We start from the raw sequence: 13,185 nt of genomic DNA, 5'->3' as shown, positions 1-13,185 counted from the left end.
CACAGTGTTCAAGGACCAGTAATTCCGGGCACTACCAGCGACGACGCCCGGACCGCCCGGTTGAGCCGAATCGGGCGGTCCGTCCGTGGTCCGAACAGCAACAGCTCAGCGCACGCCCCGCGGTCGGAACTGGACGCTGATCCGGGGTCCGACCGGCTTGGCGGACTTCGGCACCGCGTGCTCCCACGTCCGCTGGCACGAGCCGCCCATCACGATCAGGTCCCCGTGCCCCAGCGCGTACCGGACCGTCGCGCCGCCGCCACGGGGCCGCAACGCCAACGCGCGCGGAGCGCCGACGGACACGATCGCCACCATCGTGTCCTCGCTCGAACCGCGTCCGATCGTGTCACCGTGCCAGGCCACGGAGTCGCGCCCGTCGCGGTAGTAGCAGAGGCCTGCGGTGCGGAACGGCTCGCCCAACTCCTCGGCGTACCAGGCGGTGAGCTCCGCACGGGCACGCGTCAGCACCGGCTCCGGCAGCGGCATGTCCTCGTCGTAGAAGCAGAGCAGGCGCGGGACGTCGACCACGCGCTCGTACATCTGCCTGCGTTCGGCACGCCAGGGCACCTCGGCGGCCAGGCCCTGGAACAGCGCGTCCGCGCCGGTCAGCCAGCCGGGGAGCACGTCGACCCAGGCGCCGTCACCGAGCACCGTCCGCCGGATACCGGCCAGCGGGCGCAGGGCGGGCGTCTCCGCGCCGTCGTCGAACAGCGACACCTGCATGAGCGCAGCATAACCCGAGAGTCGAACACGCGTTCGACCCGCAGTGAACTCTATAGCTTCAGTGTTAACTGAAAGCTCAGGCGTCCGGCTCGGGCTTGCGTCGTCGGCCACCGGTGCGGACCTGCTTCGAGGTCTCGGACGCCGGTTCGGGCTGCTGTTTCCCGGCGGTCGCCTTCTCGGTCGTCCCCGGGTTGTCGGCGAGCAGGATGGCGGCCAGCTCGTCGTAGATAGGTGTGCTGCTCATGGAAGATCCTCTACCCCGTTTGGACGGAAGTTACACGCTAAGTCAGTGAGGGGTACGGCCAGGGTTGCGAAAACGATCGACGCGACCGTGCCGGCGGGTGACCTGGCACACAACTCCATCGTACTTCCGATAGACGGATGTCCTAGTAATCTGGTGGTAGTCCAGCGCTGCCCGAAGGAGCCGTCGTGACCGCCACATCGCTGCACAACCCGCTGCACCCGGTCCGTTTCGTGACCGCGGCCAGCCTGTTCGACGGGCACGACGCGGCGATCAACATCATGCGCCGGATCCTCCAGTCGCAGGGCGCGGAGGTCGTCCACCTCGGCCACAACCGGTCGGTGCGCGAGGTCGTCGCCGCGGCCGTGCAGGAGGACGTCCAGGGCATCGCGATCAGCGCCTACCAGGGCGGACACGTCGAGTACTTCACCTATCTGGTGGAACTCCTGGCCGAACGCGGCGCGCAGCACATCAAGGTCTACGGCGGCGGTGGCGGCGTCATCGTGCCGGAGGAGATCGAGCTGCTGCACTCACGTGGTGTCGCGCGCATCTTCTCCCCGGCCGACGGCCAGGAGCTCGGCCTCGCCCGCATGATCAACACGATGGTGGAGGAGTGCGACCAGTCACTGGCCGAGCGTCCGCCGTCGTCGTGGGACGGCCTGTTCACCGGCAGCGAGGACGTGCTGGCCCGCGCCATCACGCTCATCGAGGCCGGTGCGCTCCCCGCGGACGTGCGTGAGCGGATGGTGCGGACGGCGGCCGATCGCGCGGCGCCGGTCCTGGGTATCACTGGAACGGGTGGTTCCGGCAAGTCGTCGCTGACCGACGAGCTGGTCCGCCGGTTCCGGCTGGACCAGCAGGACAAGCTGCGGGTCGCGGTGCTGGCCGTCGACCCGACCCGGCGGCGTGGCGGCGGCGCGCTGCTCGGCGACCGGATCCGGATGAACTGCCTGGACGGCGACCGCGTCTTCTTCCGCTCGATGGCGACCCGGCGGGCCGGCTCGGAGGTGCCGGACGGCCTGGGTGACGCGATCCTGGCGTGCAAGGCCGCCGGGTTCGACCTGATCGTGGTGGAGACGCCGGGCATCGGCCAGGGCGACGCGGCCATCGTGCCGTTCGTGGACCTCTCGCTGTACGTGATGACGCCGGAGTTCGGCGCCGCGTCGCAGCTGGAGAAGATCGACATGCTGGACTTCGCGGACGCGGTGGCGATCAACAAGTTCGAGCGCCGGGGCGCGGAGGACGCCCGCCGTGACGTGGCCCGCCAGCTGGTGCGCAACCGGGAGGCGTTCGGCGCGTCGTGGGAGGACATGCCGGTCTTCGGCACATCGGCGGCGACGTTCAACGACGACGGCGTGACGGCCCTCTACCAGCACTTGCGCGACGAGTTGACGAAGCGCGGGCTGGACGTCGCCGAGGGCGCGTTGCCGGTGGTGTCGGGGAAGGTCTCGACGTCGGCGGCGACCGTCGTGCCCGCGACGCGCGTGCGGTACCTGGCCGAGATCGCCGAGACGGTACGCGGCTACCACCGTGCGACCGAGACGCACGTGGACGCGGTGCGGCGGGTGGCGCACCTGCGTGCGGCGCGGGCAGAGCTGGAGGAGGCGGGGCACGACACGGCGGCGATCTCGTCGCTGCTGGAGTCGGCGGAGAAGCAGGTCGACGCGGTGTCGGCGGAGCTGCTGGCGTCGTGGCCGACGATGGTGGAGGGCTACAGCGGTGACGAGCTCGTGGTGCGGGTGCGGGACAAGGAGCTCCACACCCAGCTGACGCGGGAGACGTTGTCCGGCAACAAGGTGCGCCGCGTGTCGCTGCCGCGCTATGACGACGACGGCACGTTGCTGCGGTTCCTGCGTCGGGAGAACCTGCCGGGCTACTTCCCTTACACAGCGGGGGTTTTCCCGTTCAAGCGGGACGGCGAGGACCCGGCGCGGATGTTCGCGGGGGAGGGTGACGCGTTCCGCACCAACCGGCGGTTCAAGTACCTGTCGAAGGGCTCGCCGGCGACCCGGCTGTCGACCGCGTTCGACTCGGTGACGCTGTACGGGCGCGACCCCGACACCCCGCCGGACGTCTACGGCAAGGTCGGCACGTCCGGGGTGTCGATCGCGACGCTCGACGACATGAAGGCGCTCTACGACGGTTTCGACCTGACCGCGCCGAACACGTCGGTGTCGATGACGATCAACGGCCCGGCGCCGACGATCCTGGCGTTCTTCCTGAACACGGTGGTCGACCAGCAGGTCGACAAGTTCCGCGCCGAACACGGCCGTGAGCCGTCGTCGGCGGAGGCGGACCAGCTGAAGGCGTGGGCGCTGGCGACCGTGCGCGGGACCGTGCAGGCGGACATCCTCAAGGAGGACCAGGGGCAGAACACCTGCATCTTCTCCACCGAGTTCTCGCTGCGGATGATGGCCGACATCCAGGAGTGGTTCATCCAGCAGAAGGTGCGGAACTTCTACTCGGTGTCGATCTCGGGCTACCACATCGCCGAGGCGGGGGCGAACCCCATCAGCCAGCTGGCGTTCACGCTGGCCAACGGGTTCACGTACGTCGAGTCGTACCTGGCGCGGGGGATGAGGATCGACGACTTCGCGCCGAACCTGTCGTTCTTCTTCTCCAACGGGATGGACGCCGAGTACAGCGTGATCGGCCGGGTGGCGCGGCGGATCTGGGCGATCGCGATGCGCGAGCGCTACGGCGCGAACGACCGTTCGCAGAAGTTCAAGTACCACGTGCAGACGTCGGGGCGGTCGCTGCACGCGCAGGAGATGGACTTCAACGACATCCGCACCACGTTGCAGGCGTTGTGCGCTTTGTACGACAACACGAACTCTTTGCACACCAACGCGTACGACGAGGCGATCACGACGCCGACCGAGTCGTCGGTGCGGCGGGCGATGGCGATCCAGCTCATCATCAACAAGGAGTGGGGCCTGTCGGCGAACGAGAACCCGTTGCAGGGCTCGTTCGTGATCGAGGAGCTGACCGACCTGGTCGAGGAGGCGGTGCTGGCGGAGTTCGACCGGCTCTCCGAGCGCGGCGGTGTGCTGGGCGCGATGGAGACCGGGTACCAGCGTGGCCGGATCCAGGACGAGTCGATGCTGTACGAGCAGCGCAAGCACGACGGTTCGCTGCCGTTGATCGGCGTGAACACGTTCCTGCCGGAGGACGGGTCGCGCGAGCACGTGACCATCGAGTTGGCCCGTGCGACGGAGGACGAGAAGCGTTCCCAGGTCGAGCGGACCCGCGCCTTCGCCGCCGCGCACGCGGCCGAGGCCGAGCCCGCGTTGCGGCGGCTGAAGGAGGCGGCGGCGTCGGGGGAGAACGTGTTCGCGGTGCTGATGGACGCGGCGCGGGTGTGCACGCTGGGCCAGATCACCGAGGCGTTCTTCGAGGTGGGCGGCCAGTACCGGCGCAACGTCTGAGTCAGCGCCGGAGCGACCGGTAGCGCTTGAGCAGGGCGGTGATCCGCGCGGGGTCGGCGGCGCCGTTCAGCTCGGCGAGCAGGTCGTCGGGGCACAGCTCGTAGTGGTCGCCCCACCACCGCCGCGCCTTGTTGTCCCAGATCCGGTAGCCGCCGGGCACACCCCTCGCCACGTACCGCCGCTTCGCCAACCAGCTCTCCCCGGTGTCGCCGTCGGCCACCAGGATCGCATCGGACGGCAACCGGGTTTACCGGGTGCCGGCGGCCGACATGGGGCGTGCCGGACGCTTGCGGCGCTGGTGGTAGGAGATGGCGGCGGTGGCGAGTGCGGCGCCCCAGATCGGCCAGAAGCACTCCGGCAGCCAGGCGCCCCATTCGTCGGCGGTGAAGTGGCCGGCGATGGCGAAGCGGATATAGGTGAACCCGGCCACGGTGACGATGATGGCGACGAAGCCGGCCGGGATGACCGCGAGCATCGGGGGCACCCGCTTGCCGCGCAGGCCGGGGATCCAGCGCGGGAAGACCTCGCCCCACCGCTGGATCAGTCCCAGGGTGAGCACGCCGCCGAACGCGCCGAAGGTCGCCAGGTACGCGCCGGCCAGCCACATGCCGTCCTCACCTTCGGCCATGAACTCGCCGGTCACGCCGAGAGGGATGCCGAGCGCCCACGCCCACCGCGTCGCGCAGTACACCAGCGGCGCGGCGAACGCCACGTACACGGCGACGCGCCCGCGTTCAGGGGTGAACCACGTCCGGCCTTCCCGCTTGCGCCCGTACGCCAGCGCTGCGGCGGCCAGCAGCAGGCCGCCGAGCACGCAGACGAGCTGGTTCAGCACCGGCCACGGCCAGGCGTCGGCGAACGTGGTGCCGCCCAGCTCCCAGCCGAACAGAGGGGCGACCGTCAGCAACGGTGTGTAGGCGACCCCCATCAGCAGCCGGGAGTCGGGGATGACCAGGACCAGGAGCGCGGCGATCGTCCAGGCCGGGACCAACGGCGCGCGGTGGCCGCTGTTCCCGGTCAGCGCCAGCGCGGAGGCCGCGGTGACCAGGGAGAACGAGGCGATCCACCAGCCGAAGCCCGGTGTTGTGCCGGCCAGGACGGACAACGCCCCGTCCGGATCGGAATCGCTGGCGCCCCACGGGTACCCCGGCATCCCCAACGCCCAGGCGACGCCGAGTACGCCGTAGGTCAACGCCCACAGCGCTGCCGCGTAGCCCCACCGGTCCGAAGTAGACAGTTTCTTCATGTGGTCGAGCCTTCCGCCGTGGCCGGGTGGCGAGCCAGATGCCGTTCGGCACCGGTGTTCGCGGAAGAGGTGCCGTTCGGCACTCGTCATGCGATCGGCGGATGTGCTTATCGTCTTGGGGTGAACGTGACTTGGGCTGTCGTCCTGCTGCCGGTGGTGGTCGCCGTCGCGGTGAACGCGATCGGGCTGTTCCGGCCACGGCTGAGGCCGCGTCTGCCCGTGTTGGTCCTCACGGCCGGAAGCGTGTCCCTGATCTTCACGTTGGCCCATCTCTTGGGCGCGGTCAAGCCGGAGTGGGGCACCGGCGTGCTGGGGATGGTGGAGAGCGCGGCGCTGATGGTGTCGGCGGGCCTGGCCGTCCGGTACGCGCCACCGCCGCGAGCGGTGTTGGCCGCGGTGGTGGCGGGTCTGGCCGCGGGCGGCTGGCTGCTGCGCGTGTTCACGCCCGAGTCGCCGCTGGAGGTGCTGGGCGCGTGCGTGTTCTGGGGACTGGGCGCGTTGGTGGCCGCCGGGGTGGGCGCCTACCTGCGTTCCCTGGACGTGCGGCAGGAGCGCGCGGTGGCCGACACGCGCACCGCTTTGCGGCTGCGGCTGGCCCGGGACCTGCACGACTTCGTCGCCCACGACATCAGCGAGATGGTGGCGCACGCCCAGGCGGGCGCGGTCGCGGGCGATCCGCTGCCGGCGCTGGAACGCGTCGAGGCCGCGGGTCAGCGGGCACTGTCGGTGCTGGACCGCACGCTCGACATGCTCCACCACGACCGACCTCTCGGCCCCGTGGGCGATCTGGGCGGCATCCGTGAGGCAGCCGCACGGTTCTCCGCCGCCGGTCCCGCGCGGGTCGACCTGCACCTGGACCCGGAGTTGACGGTTCCGGTGGAGACCGCGGCCCTGGCCTACCGGATCGTGATCGAGGGCCTGACCAACGTCCGGCGGCACGCACCGCGGGCGACGCGCGTCGAGCTGCACGTCGGCGACTCGGCCGGGGCCTTGGAGGTCAGGATGACCAACGACGGCGTGAGCGGCACGCGCGGCCGGCGGCGTGGCGGGTCGGGACTGCCCGGCCTGGCCGCGGTCGTCGCCGAACAGGGCGGCGAACTGGTCACCCGCGCAATGCCGGACGGGTGGTCGCTGACAGCGCGCCTACCGCCGGCACAATCACCGGAGTGGTCGCCCGAATCCTCCTCGCCGACGACCAGGAGGGCATCCGCGGCGCCTTCCGTATGATCCTCGACGCCCAGCCCGACCTGACGGTGGTGGCCGAGGCGGCCGACGGCCGGTCCGCGATCGACACCGCCCTCGCGATCAGGCCGGACGTGGTGCTCGCCGACATCCGGATGCCCGGCATCGACGGCATCGAGGTGGCCCGCGCGCTGGACGGCTCCGGCATCCACGTCGTCGTGGTCACCACGTTCGGGCTGGACGAGTACGTCCAGGCCGCCCTGCGCCACGGCGCCGCCGGGTTCATCCTGAAGCGCTCCGCCCCGGCCCTGCTGATCGAAGCCGTCCGGGCCGCGATCAACGGCGACATGCTCATCAGCCCGGAGCTCACCGTCCGGCTGCTCAGAGGCCGGGAACTGCCGCGTGAACAGTCGAGCGTCGTGCTGACCGAACGGGAAGACCAGGTCGTGGCCATGGTCGCGGTCGGCCGGACCAACGCCGAGATCGCCGCCGAACTCTTCCTGTCGCCGGGCACCGTGAAGAACCACATCGCGTCCGTCCAGCAGAAGACCGGCACCCGGAACCGGGTCGCGATCGCCGCGTGGGCCTGGGCCACCGGGCGGGTCAAGCCCTGACCGCGTCAAGCCCTGACCGCGTCAAGCCCTGACCGGGTCATCTGCTGGAGGCGCGCACCACGAGCTTGGTCGGCAGGAACGCGGGCTCGGGCGTCTCGCCGCCGTGCACCATGGTCAGCACAGCGCGCGCCGCGGCCACTCCGATACCCGACTTGTCCTGCGCCAACGTGGTGAGGGGCGGGTCGACCAAGGCGGCCAGCTCGATGTCGTCGAACCCCACGACGGCCAGGTCGTCCGGCACCCGCAAACCCGCGTGGCGTGCGGCGAGCAGCGCACCCACGGCCATCTCGTCGCTCGCGCAGAACACCGCGGTCGGCGGCTCGGGCAGGGCGATCAGCGACCGCATCGCCGCCTGGCCGCTGGGCCGGTAGAAGTCGCCCTCCACCACGTACTCCGGCGGCACGTCCAGGCCTGCCTCCGCCATCGCCGCACGGAATCCGGTCACGCGGTCGACCGACGGGCGGTTGGTGCGCGGCCCGGTGATGGTCGCGATCCGGCGGTGCCCGGCAGCGGCGAGGTGCCGAACGGCCAGTGCCGCGCCGCCTACGTTGTCCGACGTCACGTAGGTGGCCCGCGGCCCGTCGACGTCCACGTCGACCGCCACGCAAGGCAGCCCCGACTGCGCGAACGCGGTGAACGCGGACGCGTCCGACCCGCTGTCGATGAGCACCAGCCCGCCCAAGTGGTGCCGCCGGGTCATGTTCACGTACGCCACCGGGTCGGCCAGGGACGCGCCGACCGCCCGCAACGCCGCAGACCCGCTCGTGGCGAGCATCAGCAGGTGGTACCCGTGCGCGCTGAGCGCCGACTTCAAGCCGATCAGCAACTCCTGGAGGTACGGGTGCCGCCACCCCGGCCGGCGGTGGTCGGTGTCCCACACCAGGCCGATCAGCCCGGACCGCTTGGTGGCCAACGCGCGTGCCGACTCGTTGGGTCGGTAGTCCAGCTCGCGGGCCACCCGTTCCACCACTTCGCGCTTTTCCCGGCTGACCGTCAAGGGCTGGTTGAAAACGCGGGAAACGGTCGCCACGGACACTCCGCAGAGCTGGGCGATCTCGCGGATCGTCGGCATCGCACGGCCCCTTCTTTGTAACCGGTTTCAAGCTCGCAGGGACCAGGCCCTGACCAGGCTGGACACCGTATCACCTGCGGAAACGCCGGAGCCCTGAAACAGTGGGGTTATCTGTTCGTTACTTGACGGTGTCGCGGCCCACGGCTGTCATGTACACCACACAGACCGGGCGCGGACCCGGTCGAATTCGCCGGAAACCCCTCGGTTCGACCCTGCGCGTATCCGGCGTGCCCCGAATCGGCTGGATTGTTGGAAAAGAGGGAGAGCCGCGATATGAGACGAACCGGGACCATGGTCGGCGTCGGTCTGCTGGCCGCGAGCCTGCTCGCCGGCTGCGGCGGCGACAGCGCCGACGGCAAGACCAGGATCACCATCGGCATGTTCGGCAACTTCGGCTACCAGCAGCTGTTCGAGGAGTACGAGAAGGCGCACCCGGAGATCGACATCACCGACCGCACCGCCTCCTACTCCGACCACCACAAGAACCTCGCCGCCCACCTCGCCACCAACAACGGCGCGGCGGACATCGAGGCGGTCGACGTCGGCTACATCAACCAGTTCAAGGCCAACCCCGGCCAGTTCACCGAGCTGAGCTCCGACATCAAGGACCGCTGGCTGGACTGGAAGTGGGAGGGCTCGCTGTCCAAGGACGGCAAGCAGATCGGCTACGGCACCGACATCGGCGGCCTGGCCATCTGCTACCGCCGCGACCTGTTCGAAGCCGCCGGCCTGCCCTCCGACCGCGACCAGGTGTCCGCGCTGTGGCCCACGTGGGAGCAGTTCATGGCCACCGGCAAGCAGTTCGCGGCCAAGGCGCCCGCCGGCGCGAAGTTCTTCGACGGCGGCCCCACCGTGCTCAACGCCATCGTGGGCCAGGCGCCCACCGGCTACTACAACAAGGAAGACAAGATCGTCGTCGGTGACAACGCCGACATCAGGAAGGGCTGGAACCTGGTCTCCCAGGGCGTGGCCGACGGCCTGTCCGCCGGGCTCCTGCACAGCACCCCGCAGTGGAACACCGGCTTCAAGCAGGGCCAGTTCGCCACCCTCGCCTGCCCCGCCTGGATGATGGCCAAGATCAAGGACCAGGCCCCCGACACCAAGGGCAAGTGGGACCTCGCGGCCGTGCCCGGCGGCGGCGGCAACTGGGGCGGCTCCTACCTGACCGTGCCCAAGCAGGGCAAGAACGTCGACAAGGCCGTCGCGCTGGCCACCTGGCTCACCGCGCCCGAGCAGCAGGCCAAGGTCTTCGCCAACGCCGGCCTGCTCCCGTCCGCGCCCAAGCTGTACGGCGAGCAGTCCGTGGCCATGAAGCAGGACGAGTTCTTCAACAACGCACCGGTCGGCAAGGTGTTCACCGACGCGGCCCGCGCCCTGAAGCCGCAGTACCAGGGTCCCAAGGCCGGTGACGTGCAGACCGCGATGGGCAACGCCATGCTCCGCGTCGAACAGGGCAAGCAGAGCCCGGACGAGTCGTGGCAGCAGTTCGTCGCCGACGTCGAAGAGTGATGAAGACGGACTGGCGCGAACGCCGCCACCGGTGGGACATCCGGTACGCGCCGTACGCCTACATCGCGCCGTACTTCCTGCTGTTCGCGGTGTTCGGCCTGTTCCCGCTGCTCTACACCGCCTGGGTGTCGATGCAGGACCGCAACCTGCTCGACGGCGACGCGGCGACGTTCATCGGGCTCGACAACTACGTCGAGCTGCTCACCGCGGACCCGCACTTCTGGAACGCGATGGGCAACACGCTCAGCCTGTGGTTGTTCACCACCGTCCCGCAAATCCTGTTCGCGCTCGGCGTCGCGCAGCTGCTCAACCGGCGGCTGCGCGGCCGGACGTTCTTCCGGATGGGCGTGCTGCTGCCGAACATCACCTCGGTGGCGGCGGTGACGATCATCTTCGCGCAGCTGTTCGGCCGGGACTTCGGCATGATCAACTGGGTGCTGGGCCTGTTCGACCTGGGCAAGATCGACTGGCAGGCGGGCACCGGCAGTTCCCACACCGCCATCGCCGCGATGGTGGTGTGGCGCTGGACCGGCTACCACGCGCTGATCTTCCTGGCGTCCATGCAGGCCATCCCGACCAGCGTGTACGAAGCGGCCCGGCTCGACGGCGCGAGCGGCTGGCAGCAGTTCTGGCGGATCACCGTCCCCATGCTGCGCCCGCAGATCATCTTCTCCACGGTCATCGCCACCGCGGGCAACATGCGGCTGCTCGCCGAGCCGCTGCTGTTCGGCGCGGGCGGCGAGACCGGTGGTTCGGACCGCCAGTTCCAGACCGCCGCGCTCTACCTCTACGAGCAGGGCTTCAAGCAGTTCGACTTCGGCTACGCGTCGGCCGTCGCCTGGCTGCTGGTCATCGCCACGGTCGTCATCACCGGGCTGAGCTACCTGGCCGCGCGCCGCATCCGGACGGACTGAGAGGACACCCATGACCACCGTGCTCGAACCGCTGGCGCCCGGCGCGCCCCCGCAGCCCCGGCGGCGTGGCGTGATGCGGATGCGGATGCCCGGACCGTGGACCTACGCGGCGCTGATCGCGGTGCTGGCCGGGTCGGCGTTCCCGGTGTACTGGTCGCTCGTCGTGTCGTCGCAGACGCCGGACAAGGTGGACAGCGTGCCGCCGGTGCTGGTGCCCGGCGGCCACCTGTTCGCCAACATCGCGCGGGTGTTCGACCAGACCGACTTCGCGTTGGCGATGATGAACTCGGTGATCGTGTCGGGGACCATCACGGTGTCCGTGGTGCTCTTCTCCACGCTGGCCGGGTTCGCGTTCGCCAAGCTCAAGTTCCGGGGTCGGTCGGGCCTCATGCTGTTGGTGGTGGCCACCCAGGCGGTGCCGACGGAACTGGGCGTCATCCCGCTGTTCATGATGATGAGCGACTTCGGCTGGGCGGGGGAGATCCACGCGGTCATCGTGCCCGGCCTGGTCACCGCGTTCGGCGTGTTCTTCATGCGGCAGTACTTCGAACGGGCGGTGCCCGACGAGCTGCTGGAGGCCGGGCGGATGGACGGGTGCAGCTCACTGCGGTTGTACTGGAACGTCGTCCTGCCCGCCGCTCGTCCGGCGGCCGCGGTGCTCGGCCTGTTCACGTTCATGCAGGCGTGGAACGACTTCTTCTGGCCGCTCGTCGTGCTGCCCCCGGAAAACCCGACCGTCCAGACCGCGTTGTCCACCCTGGCCAGCGGGTACACCACCGACTACACCCTCGTGCTCACCGCGGCGACGATCGGCACCGTGCCGGTGCTCGCCGTGTTCCTCCTGTTCGGACGCCAGATCGTCGGCGGAATCATGCAGGGCGCATTGAAGGGCTGATTTCAGCGCTCCTTGCTTGGCGTCCACCCCGGCCCACAGGTCGGGATTCCGCCAGGCTCACGCCAGGCAGTTCCTGCTTCTTCCACCCACGAGGGGAGGGTTGCGTCAGATGCCTCGCCGACTGACGTCGGGTCGGTCCTACTCCGACTCCACAGGCTGCGGCCGCCCGCCCGGCGGCCAGGATGTTCGTCGCGGCGTTCACGTCGCGATCATGCGTCGTGTCGCATCCTGGGCAGGTCCACTCGCGGACACCCATCGGTATCCGGTCGAGCAGGTGCCCGCATCGCGAGCACGTCTTCGTGCTCGGGTACCAGCGATCGACGATGACCAGTGCACGCCCGTACCACCGGGTTTTGTACTCCAACATCGACCGCAGTTGCGCCCAGGACGCGTCGCCGATCGCTCGGGCGAGCGATCGGTTCTTCATCATGCCCCGCACGTTGAGGTCCTCGACCACGACCGTTTGGTTCTCACGGACGAGTCGAGTGGACAGCTTGTGCAGGAAGTCCCGTCGTCGGTCCCCGATCCTGGCGTGGACGCGGGCGGTTCGAAGTCGGGCCTTGACGCGGTTGTTCGACCCGTTCTGCTTGCGGGACAAGGCCCTCTGGGCGCGGGCGAGTCGGGCGTGGTCGCGTTTGCCGTGGCAGGGGTTGGTGATTTTCTCCCCGGTGGACAGGGTGACCAGCGCGGTCAGCCCGGCGTCCACGCCGACCTCTGCGGTGGTGGGCGGCAGGTGCTCGATCGTGGTCTCGACCAGGATCGACACGTGCCAACGCCCCGCGCGGTCGCACGAGACGGTGACCGTCGACGGCTCGGCGCCCTCGGGCAGGGGACGGGACCAGCGGATGTCCAGTGGTTCGGCCATCTTCGCCAGGGTGAGCCGGCCGTCGCGCCACCGGAACGCCGCGCGGGTGTATTCCGCCGAAGCCCGACTACGCTTGCGGGACTTGTACTTCGGGTACCGCGCCTGTTTCTTCCAGAACGACGTGAACGCGCCTTGCAGGTGGCGCAGGCACTGTTGCAGCGGCACGCACGACACGTCGTTCAGGAAGGCGAGGTCCTGGGTCTTCTTCCAGGCGGTGAGCATTGCGGAGGTGTCGCCGTAGTTCACCCGCCGGTGTTGCTCGTACCAGCTGATCGTCCGGGCTTCCAACGCCTTGTTGTACACGAGGCGGACGCAGCCGAACGTTCGCAGCAACTGATGTTCCTGCGACTCGCTCGGGTAGAAGCGGTACTTGAACGCACGCTTCACCGAGATCCTCCCCACCATTCACACTTTAACAGTTCGTATGTGAACGTCAGTCGAGTGTCGGTCCCAGCGAGGATCGACCGGCATGAACGCCGGATAGCCCCCATTGGAG

The 13,185-nt window shown here is 69.4% G+C and carries 12 protein-coding genes; 6 read left to right on the top strand and 6 right to left on the bottom strand.

Annotated features, from left to right (window positions below; genetic code table 11):
• Nucleotides 1–105: 105 nt before the first annotated feature.
• Both F4560_RS11900 and F4560_RS11895 read right to left on the bottom strand, forming a co-directional pair.
• Nucleotides 106–723: an alpha-ketoglutarate-dependent dioxygenase AlkB gene (locus F4560_RS11900; protein WP_184919483.1), complete on the bottom strand. Its 618-nt coding sequence runs from the start codon at nucleotides 721–723 to the stop codon at nucleotides 106–108.
• Nucleotides 724–799: 76 nt separating this feature from the next.
• Nucleotides 800–967, bottom strand: a complete 168-nt coding sequence (locus tag F4560_RS11895; RefSeq protein WP_184919482.1) for a hypothetical protein — start codon at nucleotides 965–967, stop codon at nucleotides 800–802.
• 185 nt (nucleotides 968–1,152) lie between these two features.
• Between F4560_RS11895 and icmF the strand changes: the two genes are divergently transcribed.
• A complete protein-coding gene (gene icmF, locus F4560_RS11890) occupies nucleotides 1,153–4,392 on the top strand; it encodes a fused isobutyryl-CoA mutase/GTPase IcmF (protein WP_184919481.1) in 3,240 nt (1,079 codons plus the stop codon).
• Between the two features lies 1 nt (nucleotide 4,393).
• Here the strand turns inward: icmF and F4560_RS11885 are convergent, their stop codons facing one another.
• On the bottom strand, nucleotides 4,394–4,633 hold the full coding sequence (locus F4560_RS11885) for a hypothetical protein (protein WP_221483456.1): 240 nt from the start codon (nucleotides 4,631–4,633) through the stop codon (nucleotides 4,394–4,396).
• 6 nt (nucleotides 4,634–4,639) lie between these two features.
• Nucleotides 4,640–5,638: a hypothetical protein gene (locus F4560_RS11880; protein ID WP_184919480.1), complete on the bottom strand. Its 999-nt coding sequence runs from the start codon at nucleotides 5,636–5,638 to the stop codon at nucleotides 4,640–4,642.
• A gap of 120 nt (nucleotides 5,639–5,758) precedes the next feature.
• Between F4560_RS11880 and F4560_RS44355 the strand changes: the two genes are divergently transcribed.
• Together F4560_RS44355 and F4560_RS11870 are read left to right on the top strand one after the other, a co-directional pair.
• Nucleotides 5,759–6,865, top strand: coding sequence for a sensor histidine kinase (locus F4560_RS44355; RefSeq protein WP_184919478.1), 1,107 nt, complete (start codon nucleotides 5,759–5,761; stop codon nucleotides 6,863–6,865).
• Complete coding sequence (locus F4560_RS11870; protein ID WP_221484218.1) at nucleotides 6,862–7,434, top strand: response regulator; 573 nt, start codon at nucleotides 6,862–6,864, stop codon at nucleotides 7,432–7,434. Before F4560_RS44355 ends, F4560_RS11870 begins: the two co-directional genes overlap by 4 nt.
• Before the next feature lie 37 nt (nucleotides 7,435–7,471).
• On the opposite strand, the gene F4560_RS11865 is transcribed toward F4560_RS11870, so the two are convergent.
• On the bottom strand, nucleotides 7,472–8,506 hold the full coding sequence (locus tag F4560_RS11865; protein ID WP_184919475.1) for a LacI family DNA-binding transcriptional regulator: 1,035 nt from the start codon (nucleotides 8,504–8,506) through the stop codon (nucleotides 7,472–7,474).
• Nucleotides 8,507–8,779: 273 nt separating this feature from the next.
• Here F4560_RS11865 and F4560_RS11860 point away from each other — a divergent pair, with 273 nt between their 5' ends.
• From F4560_RS11860 to F4560_RS11850, 3 genes are read left to right on the top strand one after another with little or no spacing between them, the layout of a single operon-like run.
• Nucleotides 8,780–10,015: an ABC transporter substrate-binding protein gene (locus F4560_RS11860; RefSeq protein ID WP_184919473.1), complete on the top strand. Its 1,236-nt coding sequence runs from the start codon at nucleotides 8,780–8,782 to the stop codon at nucleotides 10,013–10,015.
• Nucleotides 10,015–10,929, top strand: coding sequence for a carbohydrate ABC transporter permease (locus tag F4560_RS11855; RefSeq protein ID WP_184919471.1), 915 nt, complete (start codon nucleotides 10,015–10,017; stop codon nucleotides 10,927–10,929). Before F4560_RS11860 ends, F4560_RS11855 begins: the two co-directional genes overlap by 1 nt.
• A gap of 10 nt (nucleotides 10,930–10,939) precedes the next feature.
• Complete coding sequence (locus F4560_RS11850) at nucleotides 10,940–11,824, top strand: carbohydrate ABC transporter permease (RefSeq protein ID WP_184919469.1); 885 nt, start codon at nucleotides 10,940–10,942, stop codon at nucleotides 11,822–11,824.
• Here the strand turns inward: F4560_RS11850 and F4560_RS11845 are convergent.
• Nucleotides 11,799–13,076 carry an RNA-guided endonuclease InsQ/TnpB family protein gene (locus tag F4560_RS11845; protein ID WP_221483455.1) on the bottom strand — a complete coding sequence of 426 codons (1,278 nt, stop codon included), beginning with the start codon at nucleotides 13,074–13,076 and terminating at the stop codon, nucleotides 11,799–11,801. The genes F4560_RS11850 and F4560_RS11845 overlap by 26 nt on opposite strands.
• Between the last annotated feature and the right edge of the window lie 109 nt (nucleotides 13,077–13,185).

It is taken from the genome of Saccharothrix ecbatanensis (genome assembly GCF_014205015.1).
Taxonomy (GTDB): Bacteria; Actinomycetota; Actinomycetes; order Mycobacteriales; family Pseudonocardiaceae; genus Actinosynnema; species Actinosynnema ecbatanense.
The sequence above is the reverse complement of the archived record's forward strand: the minus strand, read 5'-3'. Positions and strand labels throughout refer to the sequence as shown.